The sequence below is a fragment of the Arthrobacter sp. YD4 genome, from assembly GCF_030410515.1.
GTDB lineage: Bacteria > Actinomycetota > Actinomycetes > Actinomycetales > Micrococcaceae > Arthrobacter.
Map to the genome: position 1 here is coordinate 67422 of NZ_JAUHHD010000006.1, position 22631 is coordinate 90052.

Annotated in this window: 18 protein-coding genes; 10 read left to right on the forward strand and 8 right to left on the reverse strand. The window is 69.8% G+C overall.

What is annotated here, in order from left to right; genetic code table 11:
* Positions 1–43 precede the first annotated feature (43 nt).
* The 5 genes from QWJ39_RS14895 to speB form a co-directional block, all read right to left on the reverse strand.
* Positions 44–1777, reverse strand: a complete 1734-nt coding sequence (locus QWJ39_RS14895; protein WP_290258647.1) for an ABC transporter ATP-binding protein — start codon at positions 1775–1777, stop codon at positions 44–46.
* Positions 1778–1986: 209 nt separating this feature from the next.
* Complete coding sequence (locus QWJ39_RS14900) at positions 1987–4137, reverse strand: MFS transporter (protein ID WP_290258648.1); 2151 nt, start codon at positions 4135–4137, stop codon at positions 1987–1989.
* 4 nt (positions 4138–4141) lie between these two features.
* Positions 4142–4627, reverse strand: coding sequence for a MarR family transcriptional regulator (locus tag QWJ39_RS14905; RefSeq protein ID WP_290258649.1), 486 nt, complete (start codon positions 4625–4627; stop codon positions 4142–4144).
* Positions 4628–4805: 178 nt separating this feature from the next.
* Entirely contained in the window at positions 4806–6470 is a 1665-nt protein-coding gene (locus tag QWJ39_RS14910; protein WP_290258650.1) for a thiamine pyrophosphate-binding protein, read from the reverse strand.
* Positions 6467–7558 (reverse strand): agmatinase, encoded by a 1092-nt coding sequence (gene speB / locus QWJ39_RS14915; RefSeq protein WP_290258651.1) that lies wholly within the window; start codon positions 7556–7558, stop codon positions 6467–6469. Before speB ends, QWJ39_RS14910 begins: the two co-directional genes overlap by 4 nt.
* A gap of 327 nt (positions 7559–7885) precedes the next feature.
* On the opposite strand from speB, the gene QWJ39_RS14920 reads away from it, so the two are divergent.
* The gene (locus QWJ39_RS14920) at positions 7886–8698 is read left to right on the forward strand and encodes a DUF559 domain-containing protein (RefSeq protein WP_290258652.1); all 813 of its coding nucleotides are present in this window, start codon (positions 7886–7888) and stop codon (positions 8696–8698) included.
* Between the two features lie 138 nt (positions 8699–8836).
* On the opposite strand, the gene QWJ39_RS14925 is transcribed toward QWJ39_RS14920, so the two are convergent.
* Positions 8837–9412: a cupin domain-containing protein gene (locus QWJ39_RS14925; RefSeq protein ID WP_290258653.1), complete on the reverse strand. Its 576-nt coding sequence runs from the start codon at positions 9410–9412 to the stop codon at positions 8837–8839.
* 270 nt (positions 9413–9682) lie between these two features.
* Between QWJ39_RS14925 and QWJ39_RS14930 the strand changes: the two genes are divergently transcribed.
* Positions 9683–11209 carry a sodium:solute symporter gene (locus QWJ39_RS14930; RefSeq protein ID WP_290258654.1) on the forward strand — a complete coding sequence of 509 codons (1527 nt, stop codon included), beginning with the start codon at positions 9683–9685 and terminating at the stop codon, positions 11207–11209.
* Between the two features lie 90 nt (positions 11210–11299).
* Here the strand turns inward: QWJ39_RS14930 and QWJ39_RS14935 are convergent, their stop codons facing one another.
* Entirely contained in the window at positions 11300–11533 is a 234-nt protein-coding gene (locus QWJ39_RS14935; RefSeq protein WP_290258655.1) for a hypothetical protein, read from the reverse strand.
* 198 nt (positions 11534–11731) lie between these two features.
* Positions 11732–13633, reverse strand: a complete 1902-nt coding sequence (locus QWJ39_RS14940; RefSeq protein WP_290258656.1) for an FAD-binding monooxygenase — start codon at positions 13631–13633, stop codon at positions 11732–11734.
* A 245-nt stretch (positions 13634–13878) separates the two neighbouring features.
* On the opposite strand from QWJ39_RS14940, the gene QWJ39_RS14945 reads away from it, so the two are divergent.
* The 8 genes from QWJ39_RS14945 (at position 13879) to QWJ39_RS14980 (ending at position 22631) form a co-directional block, all read left to right on the forward strand.
* Positions 13879–15357 (forward strand): fumarylacetoacetate hydrolase family protein, encoded by a 1479-nt coding sequence (locus tag QWJ39_RS14945; protein WP_290258657.1) that lies wholly within the window; start codon positions 13879–13881, stop codon positions 15355–15357.
* Entirely contained in the window at positions 15350–16030 is a 681-nt protein-coding gene (locus tag QWJ39_RS14950) for a GntR family transcriptional regulator (RefSeq protein ID WP_290258658.1), read from the forward strand. The genes QWJ39_RS14945 and QWJ39_RS14950 overlap by 8 nt, the downstream gene beginning before the upstream one ends.
* A 36-nt stretch (positions 16031–16066) precedes the next feature.
* Positions 16067–17593 carry a 5-carboxymethyl-2-hydroxymuconate semialdehyde dehydrogenase gene (hpaE, locus tag QWJ39_RS14955; protein WP_290258659.1) on the forward strand — a complete coding sequence of 509 codons (1527 nt, stop codon included), beginning with the start codon at positions 16067–16069 and terminating at the stop codon, positions 17591–17593.
* A gap of 50 nt (positions 17594–17643) precedes the next feature.
* Entirely contained in the window at positions 17644–18729 is a 1086-nt protein-coding gene (hpaD, locus tag QWJ39_RS14960) for a 3,4-dihydroxyphenylacetate 2,3-dioxygenase (RefSeq protein WP_290258660.1), read from the forward strand.
* Between the two features lie 2 nt (positions 18730–18731).
* Positions 18732–19517 (forward strand): 2-oxo-hept-4-ene-1,7-dioate hydratase, encoded by a 786-nt coding sequence (hpaH, locus tag QWJ39_RS14965; RefSeq protein ID WP_290258661.1) that lies wholly within the window; start codon positions 18732–18734, stop codon positions 19515–19517.
* On the forward strand, positions 19502–20353 hold the full coding sequence (locus QWJ39_RS14970) for an HpcH/HpaI aldolase/citrate lyase family protein (RefSeq protein WP_290258662.1): 852 nt from the start codon (positions 19502–19504) through the stop codon (positions 20351–20353). Before hpaH ends, QWJ39_RS14970 begins: the two co-directional genes overlap by 16 nt.
* 149 nt (positions 20354–20502) lie before the next feature.
* The gene (locus tag QWJ39_RS14975) at positions 20503–21672 is read left to right on the forward strand and encodes a VIT1/CCC1 transporter family protein (protein WP_290258663.1); all 1170 of its coding nucleotides are present in this window, start codon (positions 20503–20505) and stop codon (positions 21670–21672) included.
* Positions 21672–22631 carry a matrixin family metalloprotease gene (locus QWJ39_RS14980; RefSeq protein WP_290258664.1) on the forward strand — a complete coding sequence of 320 codons (960 nt, stop codon included), beginning with the start codon at positions 21672–21674 and terminating at the stop codon, positions 22629–22631. Before QWJ39_RS14975 ends, QWJ39_RS14980 begins: the two co-directional genes overlap by 1 nt.

Below are 22631 nucleotides of genomic sequence, written 5' to 3' on the forward strand. Positions count from 1 at the left end.
GCCGTTTCGTCCGGCGCGTTGCGGCCGAGCTTTTCGTTGGTGCTCACGCGATGGCCTCCGCGGTCAGCTGGGATTCGACAATTTCCTGGTAGGTGCTGGAGCTCTGGAGGAGCTCCTCGTGGGTGCCGCGGTCCACGATCCGGCCCTTGTCCAGCACCAGGATCTGATCCGCGTCGGCGATGGTAGAGACCCGCTGACCGACGATGATGACTGTGGCGTCAGCGGTCTTGGCCTTGAGGGCCTTGCGCAGCCGGGCGTCGGTGGCGACGTCGAGCGCGGAGAACGAGTCGTCGAAGAGGAAGACCTTGGGTTCGGTGACCAGGGCCCGGGCGATGCAGAGCCGCTGGCGCTGGCCGCCGGAGACGTTGGTGCCGCCCTGGGCGATCCGGGCGTCGAGGCCGTTCTTCTTCTCGCGGACGAAGTCGGCTGCCTGCGCAACGGTGAGGGCGTCCCAGAGCTCGGCGTCGGTCGCCTCGGACTTGCCGAACCGCAGGTTGTGCCCGATAGTTCCGGAGAACAGGTAGGGCCGCTGCGGGACCATGGCGACGCGGCTAGTGATCTCGGCCCGGTCGAGGTTGGTGACGGGGACGCCGTCCAGCAGGATCTCGCCGGAGGCGGCGTCGAAGAGGCGCGGCAGCAGGGCCAGCAGCGTGCTCTTGCCCGCGCCGGTGGACCCAATGATCGCAACGGTCTGGCCGGGTTCGGCGGTGAAGCTGATGTCGCTGAGCACGGGGGCCTCGGCACCGGGGTAGGCGAAGGAGACGTTCCGGAATTCCACCCGGCCGGCCCGGGCGGCGGGAGCCACGGGGGTTCCGGGTTCGTGGATGGAGGGTTCGACGTCGAGCACCTCCCCGATGCGGTCCGCGCAGACGGAGGCGCGCGGGATCATCATGGCCATGAAGGTGCCCATCATGACCGCCATCAGGATCTGGAGCAGGTACTGCAGGAACGCGGTCAGCGACCCGACCTGCATCTCCCCCGCATCCACCCGCTGGCCGCCGAACCAGAGCACGGCCGCGGTGGAGATGTGCAGGATCATGCCGATCGCCGGGAACATCAGGACGAAGAGCGAGCCGATCTTGAGCGAGACGTTGGTCAGGTCCTGGTTGGCCGCGCCGAAGCGCTGCTCCTCGTGCGGTTCACGGACGAAGGCGCGGACCACGCGGATGCCGATGATCTGCTCGCGCAGGACGGCGTTGAGCCGGTCGATCTTGGCCTGCATGGAGCGGAACAGGGGCATCAGCCGGACCACCAGGTAGCCGACCACCACCACCAGCAGCGGCACGGAAACCCACACCAGCCAGGAGAGGTTCAGGTCCTCGCGGAGGGCCATCACGATGCCGCCGATACACATGATGGGCGTGGCCACCATGAAGTTGAGCGCCATCAGCATCAGCATCTGCACCTGCTGCACGTCATTGGTGCCGCGGGTGATCAGCGACGGCGCCCCGAAGACGTTGACGTCGCGGGCGGAGAAGCTGCTGACCTTGCGGAAGACCCCGCGGCGCAGGTCGCGGCCGAAGGCCATCGCGGCACGGGAACCGAAGTAAACGCCGGCGATAGCCGTGACCACCTGGACCAGGGCTACGCCGAGCATCAGGGCGCCGGTGCGCCAGATGTAGTCGGTGTCCCCACGGGAGACGCCCTCGTCGATGATCTGGGCGTTGAGGCTGGGCAGGTACAGCGCGGCGATGGTGGAGGCCAACTGGAAGACGACGACGGCCGCGATGAACGGCAGGTACGGCCTCGAGTAGCGCCGGATGAGGGTGAGAAGCATGCCCACTGGTCCTTCTGGAAGAAGCGGTTAATCCAAATACATTACGAAAGTAAAGCAGCAGGGGCCGACAGCCTTAGCCGTCCAACTCTACGAGGTCTTGGGCGCCGGCGGAACAGCGTCCGGAAAGGGAAACCAACGGCCCCGCACCTCCCCTCGCGGGAAGGTACGGGGCCGCCGGATCCTGGCTGCGACGCCTGGGGTGCGCGGGGCTATTCGCCGCGGTGCCGGCCGTGCGTGGCGATGTAGTCCGCGGCGGCGCGCTGCAGCTTCCGTTCCTTGGCCAGCTGGCGGCGGAGCGTGGTGAGCTGCTCGGCGACGCGGGCCTGTTCCGCGGCGATGGCGCGCTGCTCGGCAGCCTGGTCATGCACCGCGCGGAGGGCATCCGCGAGCTGGACCTGCTGCTCGGCCAACAGCCGCTGGGTCTGCATGAGCAGCTGGAGCACGTCGGCGTCGTCGGCCTTGGCGTCCGCCACCATGGTCCGGGACCGGAGACGGGCACCCTCACGCTCGGCGCGGGCGTCGGCGTCGTCGGCCGGGCCCTGCTCGCGGGCCGCGGCGGGGAACCGGGTTCCGCCGTTCCGCTGCCGGCTCAGGACCTCGATGAACTCGCGGTCCAGGTCCACGATTCCGGTGGGGGTGGTGTCCGTGGACGGCTCGCCGGGACCCTGGGCGGAACCCTCGCCGGCAGGACCGTGCGCGGCGACGGCGTGAGCGGCAGCCCCGGCGTCGATGTCCGCACCGGATCCGGTGATGGCTCCGGACGCCGCGGTCTGGGCGGCGGGCTCGGGCTGTACGTCCACGGTGCGGCGCAGCGGCTTCTCCTTGATGAACAGGACCGAAACCAGCGCCAGGATGCCCACGATCGCCGAGATCATGAAGATTTCCGCCGTGGCGTCACCGTAGGCGGCGCGCATGATGTCGCGGATCTGCGGGGGCAGGTCCTTGAGGTCCAGGCTGCCACCGGAGGAGCCGCCCTGAACGGGGATGCCGGCCGCGGCCAGGCCCTGGGTGGCGAGTTCCTTGACCCGGTTGCCCAGGACGGCGCCGAGGACGGAGACGCCGATCGCGCCGCCGACGGAGCGGAAGAACGCGACCGAGGCGCTGGCGGTGCCGATGTCCGTGGCCCGGACGGTGTTCTGGACGGCGAGGACAAGGTTCTGCATCAGCAGGCCGAGGCCCAGGCCGAGGACCGCGGTGTAGAGGCCGGTGATCCAGAGTTCGGTGGTGTGGTCGATGGTGCCGGCGAGGCCCAGGCCGCCGATCAGCAGGATGGAACCGGCGATCAGGTAGCGCTTCCACTTGCCGGTGCGGCTGATCAGCTGGCCGGAGAGGACCGAGCCGATCAGGTTGCCGGCGATCATCGGCAGGGTCAGCAGGCCGGCCTCGGTGGGGCTGGCGCCGCGGGCCACCTGGTAGTACTGGCCCAGGAACGCGGAGGAACCGAACATCGCGACGCCGACGGCGACGGAGGCCAGGATGGCCAGGGCCGTGGTGCGCTCGGAGATGATCTTGAGCGGGATGACCGGCTGCGCGACGCGGCCTTCGACGAAGACCAGCAGGGCCAGGAGGGCGATGCCGCCGCCGACCATGGCGACCGTCTGCCAGGACCACCAGTCGTAGTAGTCCGGGTTGCCGGCGAAGGAGACCCAGATCAGCAGCAGGCTGACGCCGGAGGTGAGCAGGATCGAGCCCAGCCAGTCGATCTTGGCGGGACGCTTGACGTGCGGGAGCTTCAGCGTGATCTGCAGCAGGATCAGGGCGATGATGGCGAGCGGGACGCAGACGAAGAAGGTCCAGCGCCAGCCCAGCGGGCTGTCCACGATGAAGCCGCCCAGGAGCGGGCCGCCCGCGGTGCCGACGGCCATGACGGCGCCCATGTAGCCGGAGTATTTGCCGCGGTCACGCGGCGGGATCATCGAGCCGATGATGGCCTGGGCGAGCGCGGTCAGGCCACCCATGGCGATGCCCTGGATGACGCGGGCCGTGAGCAGGAACGGGATGGTCTGGGAGAAACCCGCCATCACGGAGCCGGCGACGAAGACAACGATGCTCAGCTGGACCAGGAACTTCTTGTCGAAGAGGTCCGCGAGCTTGCCCCAGATGGGGGTGGTGGCCGCGTTGGCCAACAGCGCGGCCGTGATCACCCAGGCGAAGTCGGTCTGGGTGCCCTTGAGCTCCGACATGATGGTCGGCAGGGCGTTAGCGACGATGGTGCTGCTGATGATCGCGGTGAAGAACGCGGCCAGCAGGCCGGTGAGGGCCTCCATGATCTGGCGGTGCGACATCACCACCTGGGGTGCGGGCTGGGGATTCTGCGTGGCTGTCGGGGATGGCCCGGCGGCCGCTGCGTGACTGGCCATATCTTTACTCCTCAACAAAGGTGGTGGTATCGGTGGATCCGGCCGTCTTTGCCCGGGCCGAGTTCCGAAGGGACTCGGCAAGTTTTTTCAGTGAGCGGGCGGTCTCCTCGACGTCGTCCTCGCTCCAGTCCTGCAACAGGGACTGCAGGCTGGCCGCCCGGTGTTCCTCGATGACACGGAGCTTCTCCACGCCCGCCGGGGACAGCGCCACGAGCTGGGCGCGGCCGTCCTCGGGATCGGGCCGGCGCACGACGTAGCCGTGGTCGACCAGCTCCGAGAGGTGCCGGCTGAGGACCGGGGCGCTGACGCCGAGCCGTTCCGCCAGGTGGGTGGCGCGGGTCTCGCCCTCCCCCACGAAGCGGAGGACGCCCTGAAGCGCGACGCCGGTATCGTCGCCGCGCAGGCTCGCGGCGGCAACGCACCGGACGGCGCGCTGAAGATCAAAAATGTGGTGGACCAACTTGGCTGCAGTGGTCGATGCGACTGACATATGAGGATGCCCCCTTATTTGCTTGCCCGAAGCAACAATACATGAAAATGATTGCTTTGGGAAACTAAGGGCGTTCGTGATGGGCTTCGCGGACCTGCCATGGGGCTGCCATGAGGGTCCTCCGGAGACGGCGAAAGGCCCCGATCCGGGTGGATCGGGGCCTTTCGTTCTGCTGGTTTTAGACGTCCAAGTGGGTAGGGGCGAACATCTTGAGCAGGGTCTCGACGACGACGACGTTGGGGCCGTCCGCGGCGAAGCCGGCCTTGAGCGCCTCCCCCACGTTCTCGGGGGCCACCCGCACCGCGGGAACGCCGAACGCCTCGGCGAGCTTGACGAAGTCCGGCCGCGCGAGTTCGGTGGCGGTGGCCTTGCCGAAGGCGCCCACCATGTACTCGCGCAGGATGCCATACCCGCCGTCGTCGACGATCAGCCAGGTGACCGGGACGTTGTGCTGCTTGGCCGTGGCGAGCTCGGAGATGGAGTACATTGCCGAGCCGTCGCCGGAGACCGCCAGGACCCTTGCCGAGGCGCCGGACCGCCCTGTCGTCTCGAGGCCCACCGCCCCGCCGATCGCGGCGGGGAAGCCGAAGCCCAGGCCGCCGGCGCCCTGCGCGGAGTGGAACTGGCCCTCGCGGGCGTCCCAGCAGCTCCAGGCCCAGTAGGCGGAGATGGTCATGTCCCAGAAGGTCTGCATCGTGGCGGGGACCGCCTCGCGGATTTCCGCCATGAATTTCAGTTCCTTGCCGAGGTCCTGGGACTCCAGCCGGGCACGGACCTTGGCGAGGGTGTCCTTGACCAGGGTTTCCGGCGGGGTTCCGTGCCAGTCGGCGCGTTCCCCGTGCGGTTCGGTCAGCGCCTCGTCCAGGGCGGCGAGGGCCTGCCCGGCGTCGGCCCGGATGCCCAGGCCCGGCCGGTTCGACTCGAGCACGCGGGGTTCGGCGTCGATCTGGATGATCCGGCCACGCGGCTCGAAGGTGAAGTAGTTGGAGGTGACCTCGCCCAGCGAGGAGCCGATGACGATCAGCACGTCGGCGTCCTCGAGCAGCTCGGTCATGTGCTGGTCTTCGATCCAGGACTGCAGCGAGAGTTCATGGGTCCAGGGGAAAGCGCCGTTGCCGCCGGGGGTGCAGATCACCGGCGCGCGGAGCTTCTCGGCCAGCGACAGCAGGGACTTCTCCGCGTGGCCGCGGCGGGTGCCGCCGCCGGCGATGATGGCCGGGCGCTTGGCGTCCTCGAGCCACTTCACGGCCTCGCGGACCAACTCCACCCGGGGCGGGTTATCGGCGGCCTCGGCGAGGGCGTCCTCCACCGGGGGCACCATGATCGGGTCCAGCAGCACGTTCTGCGGGATTTCGATCCAAACCGGGCCCTGCGGGGAGGAGATGGCCTCGGTCCAGGCGTCCTGGATGGCGGAAGGAATGCCGGAGGCGTGCTGGATCAGCCGCTGGCTCTTGGTGACGTTGGCGGCGGAGGCCTTCTGGTCATCGAGCTGGTGCAGCATGCCCTTGCGCCGGGCACCGAGTCCCTCGAGCGGGATCTGGCTGGCCACCACGACCATCGGCACACCGGTGGCGTAGGCCTCCTGCAGGCCGGCCAGGGAGGTCAGAGCGCCGGGACCGGTGGAGAGGAAGAGCACGCCGACCTCACCGGTGGCGCGGGAGTAGCCGTCCGCGGCGAAGGCGGAGTTGTTTTCCACCCGGGAGGAGACGAACTGGAGGTTGCCGCGGCCCATGGCGTCGAACAGGCCCAGGGCGTGCTGGCCGGGGATGCCGAAGACGGTCTTGGCGCCGAGCGCTTCCAGGGTTTCGACGACGAGGTCGCCGCCGTTGCGGACGCCGCTCATCGGGCCGCCTCCGCCGATGCGGCCGGGGCCTGGGCGGGAGCGGCAGCAAAGCCGGCCGGGCGGCGGTTTTCGCGGCCCAGCGCCTGCGCCGCGTAGCCGTTGCCCGACGTCGGACCGCCGTCGGCCGCGTTGTCCGCCATCAGGGTCACCAGTTCGTAGGCGACGTGGCTGCCGGCGACGCCGGTGATGTCCGCGTGGTCGTAGGCCGGGGCGACCTCGACGACGTCGGCGCCCACGAGGTTCATGCCGCGGAAGCCGCGGATGATCTCGATCAGTTCGCGGCTGGTGAGGCCGCCGGCCTCCGGGGTGCCGGTGCCGGGGGCGTGGGCCGGATCGAGGACATCGATGTCGACGGAGATGTAGAGCGGGCGGTTGCCGATCCGGTCGCGGACCTTGGCGACGGTTTCCAGCACGCCCTGGTAGTAGACGTCGGCGGAGGTGACGATGCCGAAGCCGAAGCGGTGGTCGTCGTCAAGGTCCTTCTTGCCGTAGAGCGGGCCGCGGGTGCCGATGTGGCTGATCGCCTCGGTGTCGAGGATGCCCTCTTCGACGGCGCGGCGGAAGGGGGTGCCGTGGGTGTACTCGGCGCCGAAGTAGGTGTCCCAGGTGTCCAGATGGGCGTCGAAGTGCAGCATGGCCACGGGCTGGCCGGCGCGTTCGGCGGCGGCGCGCAGCAGCGGCAGGGCGATGGTGTGGTCCCCGCCGAGGGTCAACAGCTTGCTGCCGGCGGCGGTCAGGTCCAGCGCGTTCTGCTGGATGGACTCGATGGCCTCGTTGATGTTGAACGGGTTGACGGCCATGTCGCCGGCATCGGCCACCTGGAGGTTCTCGAACGGGCTGACGTCCCAGGCCGGGTTGTAGGGCCGCAGCAGGCGGCTGGCCTCGCGGACGTGGTTGGCGCCGAAGCGGGCGCCGGGCCGGTAGGACACCCCGGAGTCGAAGGGCACGCCCACCACCGTGACGTCCGCCTTGGCCACCTGGTCGAGGCGGGGCAGGCGGGCAAAGGTGGCCGCGCCGGCGTACCGGGGGATGCGGGCGGAATCGATGGGGCCAAGGTTTCCGTTGGCCTCGATGCGCAACTCTTCCAAGCGGGCGTCTCCTTCTGGATACGGGGGTGGATGTGACTGTCATCATACACTCGAAGTTGCCTGCTGCGCACCTGTTGTTTACTTCTAGCGGCTGGTCCGGGCGGCCCGTGCGTTCCTCCCCAGTTACTCCGGCCCGCACGCCGGTTCGGCCGGTCGAATGCCCGTCATTGCGCGGTTCGGACCGGACGGGGTCGGGTGGCCGCGGAGGTAACCGGGGAGGATTGCACGCCGGACCGGGCGGAATCCGTCCGGAGTTGTCCAGATACGCCCGCTCCCCCGTTCCGGGCGGCCCCGTCCGGGCCTGGACTGGGTCCCATGGATCCACTCATGCACCTCTCACAGCTCGGCGGCGTAGCCCGGACCGGTCAACTGCTGGCCGCGGGCTACTCCCGGCGGGATATCGCGCGGCTGGCCGCACTCGTCCGGCAGCCGCGGCGGGACATCTTTACCCTCCCCGACTGCCGCCCCGAGTTCCTCGCCGCGGTCCTCAACGACGCCCGGGTGACCTGCGCGAGCGCCGCCACCCACTACGGGCTCTGGCTCCGCGGCGCCCCGGACAGCCACCATCTGGCCTGCAACCACGGCCACGGCGGGGGCTTTATCCGGCACCGGACCATCCGCTTCGGGGCACCTGCGGGACCGCCGGTGGCCGCCGTCGAGGATGTGGTCCTGCACGCCCTAAGATGCCTCGCCCGGCCGGCCTCCACCGCGATTGCCACCTCCGCCATGCGGCTGCTCGGCGTGCCGCGGGAGTTGCTGGCAGACCAGCTACGGGCCGACCGCTCCGGCACGGCGCGGACGGTGCTGCGGGAACTGGACCTGCGGGCCGAGTCGATCGTGGAGGTGGACGCCATCCATCTGTTCCGCACTAACGGCATCTCCTACGAGGCGCAGGTCTTCCTGGCGGGGATCGGCCGGGTGGACTTCCTTCTGGCGGGATTCCTGATTGTCGAGGTGGACGGCTTCGCGTTCCACTCGGGGCGGGAGGCGATGCGGCGCGACCTGGGCCGGAACAACGCCTCGACGCTGAACGGGTTCGCCGTGCTGCGCTACATGCCCGAACACCTGTGGTTCGAGCCGGAGCGGGTCGTGGCCGAGATGCGCGCCGCCCTGGCAGTGAACCGTCGGGGCGGACGTTAGGGCGGCGTACGCTCCCGCCCGGTTACCCGCTCCCGCGCCAGAGACCACCCGCGGACCCGCGGCCCCAGCCGTGACCGCCGCCCAACCCCGAACTCGGCCGGGCGGAGGTAACCGGGCAGGAACGTACGCGGAAAGGAACTATTGGCTGGCGGCAGGGACCAGCACCCAGAGCACCTCGACGGGCTCGTCGGTGGGGTTGATCCAGGTGTGCGGTTCACGGCCCGGGAAGGTGACGGTGTCGCCGGCCGCCAGGTCGAAGGACTCATTGGTCAGGACCAGCCGGATACTGCCCTTGACCACGTGCAGGACGTCGACGTCGCAGTCCACGGCGTACAACTCGGACTCTCCGCGGCCGCGCGGTTCGATCACGGCCTGGATGATCTGCAGCCGCCGCTCGGAGCGGGCGGTGAGCAGCCGCTCAACGATTCCCTCGCCGCCGAGGGAGATCCGCGGACCGTCGCCGCGGCGGGTCAGGTGCGTCTCCGGGGCCGCGAAGAGGTCACCGATGGAGATGGAGAGGACCTGGCAAAGGGTCACGAGGGAGCTCACCGACGGGGAGGTCAGGTCCCGCTCCACCCGGCTTAGGAAGCCCTTGGTCAGGCCGGTGGCATCGGCAACCTGTTCGATCGTGAGCCGCTGGGACTGCCGCGCGGCGCGGATTCTGGAGCCGATGGCAACCGGAACGTTGCTCGGTTCAACAGGGAGAGCCTTCATATGGGAACCTTTCACGGCCGGCCGCGCGGCCCCAGCATTGGTGCCAATCCTAGCCGTTGCCCCGAGGCCGTTCCCCGCTGGGACACACGGCGTTCACAGGTTGACTGTAAGCACCATCACAATCTAGCGTTTGGCAACAGGTGTTGCCTATTTGGCAATGAACGTTACACCTCGCACCCTCCGCATGTTCTCCCGTCCAGCAGATCCGGCGGCCGCTTCGCAGTGCCGCGGCCGGCCCGCGGGCTGCCACAACCGCTCCAAGGAGCCTTTATGGATGCACAATTCCTCAACATCGCCATCGTGGTGGTGTACCTGATCGCCATGCTGGCGTTCGGCTGGTGGGGCAAGTCCCGCACCAAGAACAACAGCGACTTCCTCGTGGCCGGCCGCCGGCTCGGACCCTTCCTCTACACCGGCACCATGGCCGCCGTCGTCCTGGGCGGCGCCTCCACCGTCGGCGGCGTCGGCCTGGGCTACAAGTTCGGCATCTCCGGCATGTGGCTGGTGGTGGCGATCGGCGCCGGCGTCCTGCTGCTGAGCCTCCTCTTCGCCGGGACCATCCAGAAGCTGAAGATCTACACCGTCTCCCAGATGCTGACCCTGCGCTACGGCAGCCGCGCCACTCAGGCCTCCGGCATCGTCATGCTGGCCTACACGCTGATGCTCTGCGCCACCTCCACCGGCGCCTACGCCACCATCTTCGTGGTGCTCTTCGGCTGGGACCGGGCGCTCGCGATCGCCGTCGGCGGCGCGATCGTGCTGGTCTACTCCACGATCGGCGGCATGTGGTCCATCACCCTGGCGGACCAGGTCCAGTTCGTGATCAAGACGGTCGGCATCTTCCTGCTCATGCTCCCGTTCACCCTGAACGCCGCGGGCGGCCTGGACGGCATCCGTAGCCGCGTGGATGCCAGCTTCTTCCAGATCGACGGCATCGGCGCCCAGACGATCATCACCTACTTCGTCGTCTACACCCTGGGACTGCTGATCGGCCAGGACATCTGGCAGCGCGTGTTCACCGCCAAGACCCCCTCCGTCGCCCGCTGGGGCGGTTCGACGGCGGGCCTCTACTGCATCCTCTACGGTGCCGCCGGCGCCCTGATTGGCCTGGGCGCCCGCGTGGCCCTCCCCGCCATCGACGTGAAGGCCCTCGGCAAGGACGTGGTCTACGCGGAGGTCGCCACCAACCTGCTGCCGATCGGCATCGGCGGCCTGGTGCTCGCCGCCGCCGTCGCCGCCATGATGTCCACCGCTTCCGGCGCCCTGATCGCCGCGGCCACGGTGGCCCGCGCCGACGTCGTGCCCTTCGTCGCCGGCTGGTTCGGCAAGACCGTCAACACCGACGACACGGACAACCCGGAGCACGACGTCAAGGCCAACCGCGTCTGGGTCCTGGGCCTGGGCGTCGTGGCGATCGTCATCGCGATCATCACCAAGGACGTCGTCGCCGCCCTCACCATCGCCTACGACATCCTGGTCGGCGGCCTGCTGGTGGCAATCCTGGGCGGCCTGGTCTGGAAGCGTGGCACCGGGATCGCCGCCGCCGCGTCCATGGCCGTGGGATCGGTCATCACCCTTGGCACCATGATCATCCTCGAGATCAACGCAGAGGTCCCGCTGGACGGCATCTACGCCAACGAACCGATCTACTACGGCCTGATCGCCTCGGCGCTGGTCTACGTGGCGGTCTCGCTGCTGACCAAGCCGACCGACGCCGCCGTGATGCGCTCGTGGCAGCAGCGGGTCGCCGGCGGTTCGGCGGAGGAGTCGGACGAGGTCCCGGTTCTCACGCACTAAGGATCCGCGTGCATTAAAACGACGGATGAAGAACGACGGCGGCGCCTCCCGTGGGGGGGGGCGCCGCCGTCGCGCTGTGTGGGGCCGGGGCTACCCGCCATCCTCGGGGCCGCGGAACTCGTCCGCGTCCGGCGACCCGACGGGCTGGTCCTCACCCAGGAAGTCCTCCGTGTCCAGCGGGAGGCGCTGGTCGGCCTCCTCCAGCAGCTCCTCCTCGACGGTCTCCGAGTCCTCGACCGGTTCGTCGTCGGCGAAGTCGTAGTCGGGGTCGGACTCAACGGAGTCCCTCGACGGCCGGGCGGCCTGTGATCCGGTGTTGTCCATGGTGCGACCTCCGTGCGCTCGGGCTGGCAGCGGTGTGCGGTTGCTCCGCTCACGTTTCCGGGAGCGGCTGGCGGGCCTGCCGGGAATCCCGCCTGGCGTTTTCATTCGAACACCGGCCGCGCTTCCGGTCAAGGAAACGCCGCCGGTGCCGTAGGGGCGCCGACGGCGGTTCGCGGGACTGCGCGGCTGGCGCCGCCCTCAGGAGACCGGGACGGCCGACTGCCGGGGAAGGAGCGGGGCGAAGAAGGCAGCGAGTTCCGCCGTCGCCGTGAGCGGCAGCACCGTGGCGACGTATTGGTCCGGCCGGACCACGACGACGGCGCCGTCCCGGCTGATGCCGCGCAGGTCGAAGATGTCCGCGGACGGGTCCGTGCCGTAGACCTTCTCCAAATAGGTCAGCGCGAAGGGGCCCACCTGTGGCTTGAATACGTCCGGGACGGCGGTGATGTCCACCTCCGTGTGGGGCTGCTGGTAGATGACCTTGACGTCGAACCAGGCATCCCGGTCCAGGCCTTCGGGCGTCGCGGCGAGCGGCGAATCCGGGGCCTCCGCCAGCCAGGCCGCCAGGTCGGTGGTGGGCGAGGGTGCGCCGGCCACAGCGGGATCTGCGAAGACGTAGATCCGCCAGCGGCCGTCCGCCGTGGCCTGGTGGCCCAGGTGCAGGGGGTTGGTGTCGCAGACCCGGACCACGGGCGCGGACTTGAAGCGCTTGCCGATCGGGAACCCGGCGGCGAGGTCCTGATGCGCCGGCTCACCGATCAGGATGGAGGGGGCGTACTGGGTCATGAAGCCGGCCGGGAATTCGGCGGTGCTGACGTAGAAGTCCTCCAGCTCGGAGGGGCTGTTGAACTCCTCCGGCTTCTTGGCCATCAGGGTGGACCATTCCTTATCGAAGTCGATGAGGTTCTTGGCCACCACCTGGCGCTCGGCCGAGTAGGTCGCCAGCAGCTCCTCCGGGCTGCGTCCCTCGAGCACGTGGCCCAGCTTCCAGCCGATGTTGAAGCCGTCCTGCATGGAGACATTCATGCCCTGGCCGGCCTTGGCGCTGTGGGTGTGGCAGGCGTCGCCGGTGATGAACACCCGCGGGGTGCGGGTCCCGCGGTCCGCGGGGACGACGTCGTCGAACCGGTCGGTGAGCCGGTGGCCCACCTCGTAGACGCTGTGCCAGGCGACGTTGCGGACGTCCAGCGTGTAGGGGTGGATGATGGCGTTGGCCTGGGCGATGATCTGCTCGATGCTGGTCTGCCGGACGGCGCCGGCGTCGCCCTCGGGGACCACACCCAGGTCCACATACATGCGGAACAGGTGTCCTCCCTCGCGCGGAATCAACAGGATGCTGCCGCCGGAGCCGGAGGTGATGGCGCACTTGGTGCGGATGTCCGGAAAGTCGGTGTTGGCCAGCACGTCCATGACGCCCCAGGCGTGGTTGGCCTTGTCCCCGGCCATGGTGCAGCCGATCGAGTCGCGGACGCGGCTGCGGGCGCCGTCGGCACCGACGACGTATTTGGCCCGGACGGTGCGCTCGGTGCCGGCGTCGGGCCCGGCGGTGCGGGTGAGGGTGACGGTGACGGGGTAGTCGCCCTCCCCCACCTCGAGGCGGACGAAATCCCAGCCGTAGTCGGGCCGCATCCGGGCCGGGGAGTTAGCCATGAACTCGGCGAAGTAGTCCAGGACGCGGGCCTGGTTGACGATCAGGTGCGGGAATTCGCTGATGCCGGCGGGGTCGTCCAGGGCGCGGGCGGAGCGGACGATCCGGGTGGCGTCGGCCGGGTCCGGCTTCCAGAACGCCATCTCGGTGATCCGGTACGCCTCGGCGATGATCCGCTCGGCGAAGCCGAAGGCCTGGAACGTCTCGACGCTGCGGGCCTGGATGCCGTCGGCCTGGCCGATGGCGAGGCGGCCCGGACGGCGTTCGATGATGCGGGTACTGACGCCGGGGAACTGGGCAAGCTGCGCGGCGGCCAGCATGCCGGCGGGGCCGGTACCGACGATCAGCACGTCCATCCGGTCGGGCAGCTCGTCGGGGCGGTCGAGGCCGACGCCGGCGGCGGGCTGGACCCGCGGGTCACCGGAAACGTATCCGTGGTGGTGGAAATGCACGGGCTGTCCTCACTTCGTTGTGTGGCGTTGGGCTTCGGGCGCCGGCTACGGCTCCACACCCAGGGTGTTCGATAATAGAATTTTGCGTTCGATAATAGAACGCTTCTGTCTGCTCATTGACTGTACGGCAGGTATGACACAGCTTACAAGTGGCTCGAAATATCCCGCGGTGACGGGGTTGACAGGGCCCCGCCCCCAGGGGGACAGTGATCGTATACGATTTCGTACTCGATGAGGAGTAGCTCTTGGAACAGGTCACCGACCACACCCTGGCCGCGGCACGGAAGGTCATTGCGGTCCACCTCAATTACCCCAGCCGGGCCGCCCAGCGCGGCCGCACGCCGGAGCAGCCCTCGTATTTCCTGAAGCCATCGTCCTCCCTGGCCCTCTCCGGCTCAAGCGTCGAACGTCCGGCCGGCTGCGAACTGCTCGGCTTCGAGGGCGAGGTGGCCCTGGTCATCGGCAAGGACGCCCGCCGCGTGGGCGTCGGGGACGCCTGGAGCTACGTCGCCGCGGTGACCGCCAGCAACGACCTCGGCGTCTACGACCTGCGCTACGCGGACAAGGGCTCCAACGTCCGTTCCAAGGGCGGCGACGGGTTCACCCCGGTGGGCCCGGCCCTGATCCCGGCCGACGCCATCGACCCCGCCGGGCTGCGGATCCGCACCTGGCACAACGGCGAGCTGGTCCAGGACGACACCACCGCGGACCTGCTCTTCCCCTTCGCCCGGCTGGTCGCGGACCTCTCCCAGCTGCTCACGCTGCAGGAGGGTGACATCATCCTCACCGGCACCCCGGCCGGAGCCTCCGTGGCCCGGCCCGGCGACGTCGTCGAGGTCGAAGTCAGCGGCGGCGCGCACAGCACCGGCCGGCTGCGCACCACAGTGACCGAGGGAACGACGCCGTTCGCCGACTTCGGCGCCGGGCCCAAGGCCGACGACACCCAGCGCGAGGAGGCGTACGGCTCCCGCGCGGCGGCCGGCCTCCCCGAGTCCGGTACCGCCGAAAACACCGCACCTGCCCTGCCGCCGGAGCTTAAGGCGAAACTCGAGAGCGTCTGCACCGCCACCCTGTCCTCGCAGCTGCGCAAGCGCGGCCTGAACAACGTCAGCATCGACGGGCTCCAGTCCACCCGCCCCGGAAAGCGGATCGTGGGCCTGGCCCGGACCCTGCGCTACGTGCCCAACCGGGAGGACCTCTTCAAGACCCACGGCGGCGGCTTCAACGCCCAGAAGCGCGCCATCGACACGGTCAACGACGGCGAAATCCTGGTCATGGAGGCCCGGGGCGAGAAGGGCACCGGCACGGTCGGGGATATTCTGGCCCTCCGCGCCCAGGTCCGCGGCGCGGCCGCCATCATCACCGACGGCGGCGTCCGCGACCTGTCCGCCGTCGCCGCCCTGGAGATGCCAACCTACTTCGCCAACCCGCACCCGGCCGTCCTGGGCCGCCGGCACGTCCCCTGGGACACGGACATCACCATCGCGTGCGGCGGCACCACCGTCCAGCCCGGGGACATCATCGTCGCCGACGCCGACGGCATCCTGGTGATCCCGCCGGCCCTCGCCGCGGAACTGGCGGAGGATTCCATCGCCCAGGAACGCGAGGAGGCCTTCATCGCCGAGATGGTGGCCCAGGGGCACAGCGTGGACGGCCTCTACCCGCTCGACGCCGCCTGGCGCGGGAAGTACGAAGCCTGGGACGCGGAGCAGCCCCGTGACTGAGACCGCCACGCCAGGCACCGCATCAACCGGCGCCGCCAGCAAGTCCCAGCTTGCCTACGAGGCGGTCAAGGCCAGGATCGTGGACGGCAGCTACTCCCCCGGCTACCGGCTGGTGCTCGGCGCCATTGCCAAGGACCTGGGCGTCAGCGTGGTCCCGGTCAGGGAGGCGATCCGCCGCCTCGAGGCCGAGGGACTGGTGACGTTCGAGCGGAACATTGGCGCCACCGTCGCCGGGATCGACCCCACCGAGTACCTCTACACGATGCAGACCCTCAGCATCGTCGAGGGTGCCGCGACCGCACTGTCCGCTCCCCTGATCGGCGCCGCGGACGTGGCCCGGGCCCGGGCGGTCAACGCTGAGATGCGCGAGTGCCTGGAGCACTTCGACCCCGTCCGGTTCACCCGGCTGAACCAGGACTTCCACAGCGTCCTGTTCGAACACTGCCCCAACCCGCACATCCTGGACCTGGTGCACCGGGGCTGGAACCGGCTCGCCGCCCTGCGGTCCTCCACGTTCCGCTTCGTCCCGGGCCGGGCCAGCGAATCGGTCGAGGAGCACGAGGCGCTGCTGCGGCTGATCGAGGACGGTGCCGACGCCGACGAGATCGAGCAGGCTGCCCGACGGCACCGCAGCGCCACCCTGGACGCCTACCTCGCCCAGACCAACCACTGACTGACTGACCACCGATCACCAGATAGGACTTCAACGATGACGACTCCTGCAGAAACCACCGTCACCCGGCACGTGCCGGCAGACCTTCCCACCACCATCCAGCACTACATCAACGGCCGGTTCGTGGACTCCGTCTCCGGGAAGACGTTCGACGTCCTGGACCCGGCCTCCAACCAGACCTACGCCACCGCGGCCGCCGGCCAGAAGGAGGACATCGACCTCGCCGTCGCCGCCGCCCGCGAGGCCTTCACCAACGGCCCCTGGCCGACGATGAAGCCCCGCGAGCGCGCCCGGGTACTGAACAGGATCGCCGACGCGGTCGAGGCCCAGGAGGCCCGGCTCGCCGAGCTGGAAACCTTCGACACCGGCCTGCCGATCACCCAGGCCAAGGGCCAGGCCCTCCGCGCCGCCGAGAACTTCCGCTTCTTCGCGGACCTGATCGTGGCCCAGTTCGACGACGCCATGAAGGTCCCCGGCGCCCAGATCAACTACGTCAACCGCAAGCCGATCGGCGTCGCGGGCCTGATCACCCCGTGGAACACCCCGTTCATGCTCGAGTCCTGGAAGCTCGCCCCGGCCCTGGCCACCGGCAACACGGTGGTGCTCAAGCCGGCCGAGTTCACCCCGCTCTCGGCCTCCCTGTGGGCAACGATCTTCAAGGACGCAGGCCTCCCGGACGGCGTCTTCAACCTGGTCAACGGCCTGGGCGAGGAGGCCGGCGACGCGCTGGTCAAGCACCCGGACGTCCCGCTGATCTCCTTCACCGGAGAGACCACCACCGGCCAGACGATCTTCCGGAACGCGGCGGAGAACCTCAAGGGCCTCTCGATGGAGCTCGGCGGCAAGTCCCCCTGCGTCGTCTTCGCCGACGCCGACCTGGACGCCGCCATCGACTCGGCCCTGTTCGGTGTCTTCTCGCTCAACGGCGAGCGCTGCACCGCCGGGTCCCGGATCCTGGTCGAACGCCCCATCTACGAGGAGTTCTGCGAGAAGTACGCCGCCCGGGCGAAGAACATCGTCGTCGGCGACCCGCAGGACCCCCGGACCGAGGTCGGCGCGCTGGTCCACCCCGAGCACTACGCGAAGGTGGCCTCCTATGTCGAGATCGGCAAGACCGAGGGCCGGCTGCTGGCCGGCGGCGGCCGCCCGGAGAACCTTCCCGAGGGCCTGGACAACAGCAACTACATCGCCCCGACCGTCTTCGCCGACGTCGCCCCCAACGCGCGGATCTTCCAGGAGGAGATCTTCGGCCCCGTCGTCGCCATCACCCCGTTCGACACGGACGAGGAGGCCCTCGCTCTGGCCAACAACACCAAGTACGGGCTCGCCGCCTACATCTGGACCCAGAACCTGACCCGCGCGCACACCTTCTCACAGAACGTCGAGGCCGGCATGGTGTGGCTCAACAGCCACAACGTCCGCGACCTGCGCACCCCGTTCGGCGGCGTCAAGGCCTCCGGTCTGGGCCACGAGGGCGGCTACCGCTCGATCGACTTCTACACCGACCAGCAGGCCGTCCACATCACCCTCGGCAAGGTCCACACGCCCAAGTTCGGCGCCTGAGTCTTCCAGCCAGCGCTCACCTGCCCCCCTTTCAACGAAGAGAGACCCCCATGACCGATTTCATCCCCACCCCCACCGTCCCGGCGCCGGACATCGTCCGCTGCGCCTACATGGAAATCGTCGTCACCGACCTCGCGGCATCCCGCGCGTTCTACGTGGATCTGCTCGGCCTGCACGTGACCGAGGAGGACGAGAACGCCATCTACCTGCGCTCCCTCGAGGAGTTCATCCACCACAACCTGGTGCTGCGCAAGGGACCGGTGGCCGCCGTCGCCGCCTTCGCCTACCGGGTGAAGTCCCCCGCCGAGGTGGACGCCGCCGAGGCCTACTACCGAGAGCTCGGCTGCAGGGTGGAGCGCCGCAAGGAGGGCTTCACCAAGGGCATCGGCGACGCCGTCCGGGTCGAGGACCCGCTGGGCTTCCCCTACGAGTTCTTCTACGAGGTGGAGCACGTCGAGCGCCTCACCCAGCGCTACGACCTGTACTCCGCCGGCGAACTGGTGCGCCTGGACCACTTCAACCAGGTCACCCCGGACGTCCCCCGCGGCCGCAAGTACCTGGAGGACCTGGGCTTCCGGGTCTCCGAGGACATCAAGGACTCCGACGGCGTCACCTACGCCGCCTGGATGCACCGCAAGCAGACCGTGCACGACACCGCCCTGACCGGCGGCAACGGCCCGCGCATGCACCACGTCGCGTTCGCCACGCACGAGAAGCACAACATCATCCAGATCTGCGACAAGATGGGCGCCCTGCGGATCAGCGACCGGATCGAGCGCGGCCCGGGCCGGCACGGCGTCTCCAACGCCTTCTACCTCTACATCCTGGACCCGGACGGGCACCGGATCGAGATCTACACCCAGGACTACTACACCGGCGACCCGGACAACCCCACCATCACCTGGGATGTGCACGACAACCAGCGCCGCGACTGGTGGGGCAACCCGGTGGTCCCGTCCTGGTACACCGAGGCGTCCCTGGTCCTGGACCTGGACGGCAACCCGCAGCCGGTCATCGAGCGCACCGACGCCTCGGAAATGGCCGTCACGGTCGGCGCCGATGGCTTCTCCTACACCCGCAAGGACGGCTCCCCCGAGGGCGACCGGACCGGGTTCAAGCTCGGCGCGCAGCTCTGACCATGATGGAGCAGGCGGCGATCGAGGCGATCGCAGACGAACTGGTCGACGCGGGCCGGACCCGCACCCCGGTGCCCCGGCTGACGGCGCGGTACCCGGAGATGACGGTGGAGGACTCCTACGCCGTGCAGCGGCTCTGGCGGCGCCGCAACGAGGACGCCGGCAGGACCCTGGTGGGCCGGAAGATCGGCCTGACCTCCAAGGCGATGCAGGCGGCCACAGGCATCACCGAACCGGACTACGGTGCGATCTTCGATGACATGGTGCTGGAGACCGGCTGCTCCGTGCCGTGGGACCGGTACACCCACCCGCGGGTGGAGGTGGAGCTCGCGTTCGTGCTCAAGGACGGGCTCAAGGGCCCCGGCGTGACGCTCTTCGACGTGCTGCGGGCCACCGAATACGTGGTGCCGGCACTGGAGATCCTGGACTCACGGATCGAGATGGAGGGACGGACCATCGTGGACACCATCGCGGACAACGCCGCGATGGGCGCCATGGTGGTGGGCGGCAACCCGGTAAAGCCGGGCGACGTCGACCTCCGTTGGGTCTCCGCCATCCTCTACAAGAACCAGACCGTCGAGGAAACCGGCGTCGCCGCCGGCGTCCTGGACCACCCGGCCAACGGGGTGCACTGGCTGGCGAACAAGATCGCCGCCCACGGGGACGCCCTGGAAGCCGGGGACATCATCCTGGCCGGATCCTTCACTCGCCCGCTCTGGGTCTACCGGGGCGACACCGTCCACGCCGACTACGGACCGCTGGGAGCCGTGACATGCCGTTTCGACTAGAAGAAACCTTCCGCGACGCCCTCCACCGCCGGGCCGAAGGGGTCCGGCCCCTGGCGGGCATGTGGGTCTGCTCCGGCAGCCCGCTGATCGCCGAACTCTGCGCCGGCTCCGGCCTGGACTGGCTGCTGGTGGACGCCGAGCACAGCCCCAACGGGCTGGAATCCATCCTGGCCCAGCTCCAGGCCGTCCACGGCTACCCGGTCCACACCATGGTCCGGCCGCCGGTCAACGACACCGTCCTGATCAAGCAGTACCTGGACCTGGGCGTGCAGAACCTGCTGATTCCCATGGTCAACTCCGCGGCGGAGGCCGAAGCCGCGGTGGCCGCCACGCGCTACCCGCCGCAGGGAGTCCGCGGGGTGGGCTCCGCCCTTGCCCGCGCCGCGCGCTGGAACCGGGTCCCGGACTACCTCGCCCGGGCCGGGGAGACCATCAGCGTCACGGTCCAGATCGAGTCCACGGCCGCCGTGGATGCGGTGGCGGACATCCTCGCCGTCGACGGCGTGGACGCCATCTTCCTGGGCCCCTCGGACCTCGCCGCCTCGATGGGGCTGCTGGGACAGCAGGAGCACCCCGACGTCGTCGCCGCCGTCGAACGCTGCCTCGCCGCGGCGCGGGAGGCCGGGAAACCCGCGGGCGTCAACGCCTTCAACCCGGCGACGGCGGACCGCTACCGGGCGGCCGGAGCTGCCTTCATCCTGGTGGGCGCCGACGTCGCGCTCCTGGCCCGGGGTTCCGAGGCGCTCGCCGCCCGGTTCTGCGTGGACGGCCCTTCTGGAGAACACACGGTGGCGGACGACGGCGCCGCGGCGGGCGGCGGGACGGCCAGCTACTGAGGCCGCCGGAGGGGCCGCCGGAGCCCGCAAATTTTACGGCGGCCCTAAACTTTTCGGTGAGGAATACCGGCCGAAAATCCGCGGAATACCGGGGTACGCTGGGAGCTGATCCGGGCCCGGCGAGGCCACATCCAGCCAGGAGTTTTTCCGTGTCCCAGCACGCACCATCCAACCAAAACCACGCCCACGGCGACGCCCGGCCGGCCGGCTCCGGCCACACCCCGGCAGCGTCGATGACGGAGCACAAGCCCGCCGATATACGGCGCTGGCGCCAGTACTTGGCCGACGAACGCGCCGAGGCCCGCGTCTACCGGGAACTGGCCCAGAACCGCAGCGGCGAGGAACGCGCCATCCTGCTGGCCCTGGCCGAGGCCGAGGGCCGGCACGAGGCGCACTGGCTGCAGCTGCTCGGCGAGCACGCCGGCCGGCCGCGTCCGGCGTCGCTGCGCAGCCAGCTGCTGGGCTTCCTGGCCCGGCACTTCGGCTCGGTGTTCGTCCTGGCCCTGGCACAGCGGGCCGAGAGCCGCTCCCCCTACGCCAACGACCCGTCCGCCACCCCGGCCATGGTCGCGGACGAACAGATCCACGAGGAGGTGGTCCGGGGCCTGGCAACCCGCGGCCGCAACCGGCTCGCCGGCAGCTTCCGCGCCGCCGTGTTCGGCGCCAACGACGGACTGGTTAGCAATCTCTCCCTGGTCATGGGCATGGCGGCGTCCGGCGTCGGCAGCTCCGTGGTGCTGCTCAGCGGCGTCGCGGGCCTCCTGGCCGGTGCGCTGTCCATGGGCGCCGGCGAGTTCATTTCCGTCCGCTCCCAGCGTGAGCTGCTGGCCGCCACCCGGCCCACCCAGATCACCCTCGCCGCTGCGCCATCCCTGGACATCGAGCACAACGAACTCGTCCTCGTCTACCTGGCCCGCGGCATGTCCCGGGAGGCCGCCGAGCACCGCGTCGCCGAGCGGATGGGCCTGCTGGACTGCGACTGCGATCCGAGCCTCTCGCTCCAGCCGGAACTGCCCGAGGCCGAGGACCAGCACGAGGCCGTCGGCACGGCCTGGGGCGCGGCGGCCTCGAGCTTCTGCTTCTTCGCCTCCGGCGCGATCATCCCGATCATCCCGTTCGTCCTGGGCATGACCGGCATCGGCGCCCTGGTGGTCTCCGCCGGCCTGGTCGGCATCGCGCTGCTGCTGACCGGCGGCGTCGTGGGCCTGCTCTCCGGCACCTCCCCGGTCACCCGCGGCCTGCGCCAGCTGGCGATCGGCCTGGGCGCCGCCGCCGTCACCTACCTGCTGGGCCTGGTCTTCGGCGCGGTGGTCGGCTAGTGGAAGACCCGGGCCCCCGGAACCGGCCGCCGCGGCACAGCCGTGCCGCCGGCGGCTTCCGGGCGGCCCGGAACCTGGCGGCCGTCGCGTTCATCGCGGTGGCCGCTTTCGCTACCGCCGGGCTGGTCTACAACGATCCCCGGCTGACCGAGCTGCTGGGGCTCCCCCACGACTCCACCGCCCGCCGCGTGCCGGGGACCGGGCTGGGCACCGGGCCCGGCGCCGTCGGACACGCCACGGCCAGCGGCGCCGCCCGGCAGGCCGGGATCCCGGCCGACGGCACCGCCATGGCGGTTCCGCCGCCCGGCTACGAGGAACAGGACCAGCCCCTCGGGCAGGCCCGCAAACCCGCGGCGGCCAGCAGCTCCTTCAAGTTCCTGGCCACCAACCCGGACGGCGGACCGGTGGGCTACTCGCCCTGCCGTCCCCTGCATTACGTGGTCAACGCCGCCCTGGCCCCGGCCGGGGCGGAACGTTTGGTGGAGGATGCCATCGCCGCCGTCGCCGCCGCGACCGGGATCAGGTTCGTCAGCGACGGCTCCACCACCGAACTGCCGTCCCAGACCCGAGCCCCCTACCAGAACGACGCTTACGGCGACCGCTGGGCGCCCCTGCTGATCACCTGGACGACGCCGGAGCAGGCGCCCCAGCTGGAGGGCCCCGTGATCGGCACCGGCGGCAGCACGCACTTCAGTTTTGGGGGCGGCCCCAAGACCTACGTCACCGGCAGCCTGGAACTGGACGCCCCGCAGATCACCGAGGAACTGCAGCGCGGCGACGGGTCCTCCTACGCCACCGCCGTCATCCTGCACGAACTGGGCCACGTCATGGGCCTGGAGCACGTGACCGACCCGGACCAGCTGATGTATCCGGAGATCGGCGCCCCGGACGGGCTCGCCGCCGGCGACCTGAACGGCCTGTACGAACTCGGCCGCGTCCCCTGCCGCAAGGACCTCTAG

What these genes read in the sequence shown, in the direction of transcription:
- QWJ39_RS14895 (WP_290258647.1), bottom strand. Translation starts at nt 1,777, where the DNA reads ATGCTTCTCACCCTCATCCGGCGCTACTCGAGGCCGTACCTGCCGTTC.
- QWJ39_RS14900 (WP_290258648.1), bottom strand. Translation starts at nt 4,137, where the DNA reads ATGGCCAGTCACGCAGCGGCCGCCGGGCCATCCCCGACAGCCACGCAG.
- QWJ39_RS14905 (WP_290258649.1), bottom strand. Translation starts at nt 4,627, where the DNA reads ATGTCAGTCGCATCGACCACTGCAGCCAAGTTGGTCCACCACATTTTT.
- QWJ39_RS14910 (WP_290258650.1), bottom strand. Translation starts at nt 6,470, where the DNA reads ATGAGCGGCGTCCGCAACGGCGGCGACCTCGTCGTCGAAACCCTGGAA.
- QWJ39_RS14920 (WP_290258652.1), top strand. Translation starts at nt 7,886, where the DNA reads ATGCACCTCTCACAGCTCGGCGGCGTAGCCCGGACCGGTCAACTGCTG.
- QWJ39_RS14925 (WP_290258653.1), bottom strand. Translation starts at nt 9,412, where the DNA reads ATGAAGGCTCTCCCTGTTGAACCGAGCAACGTTCCGGTTGCCATCGGC.
- QWJ39_RS14930 (WP_290258654.1), top strand. Translation starts at nt 9,683, where the DNA reads ATGGATGCACAATTCCTCAACATCGCCATCGTGGTGGTGTACCTGATC.
- QWJ39_RS14935 (WP_290258655.1), bottom strand. Translation starts at nt 11,533, where the DNA reads ATGGACAACACCGGATCACAGGCCGCCCGGCCGTCGAGGGACTCCGTT.
- hpaE (WP_290258659.1), top strand. Translation starts at nt 16,067, where the DNA reads ATGACGACTCCTGCAGAAACCACCGTCACCCGGCACGTGCCGGCAGAC.
- hpaD (WP_290258660.1), top strand. Translation starts at nt 17,644, where the DNA reads ATGACCGATTTCATCCCCACCCCCACCGTCCCGGCGCCGGACATCGTC.
- hpaH (WP_290258661.1), top strand. Translation starts at nt 18,732, where the DNA reads ATGATGGAGCAGGCGGCGATCGAGGCGATCGCAGACGAACTGGTCGAC.
- QWJ39_RS14970 (WP_290258662.1), top strand. Translation starts at nt 19,502, where the DNA reads ATGCCGTTTCGACTAGAAGAAACCTTCCGCGACGCCCTCCACCGCCGG.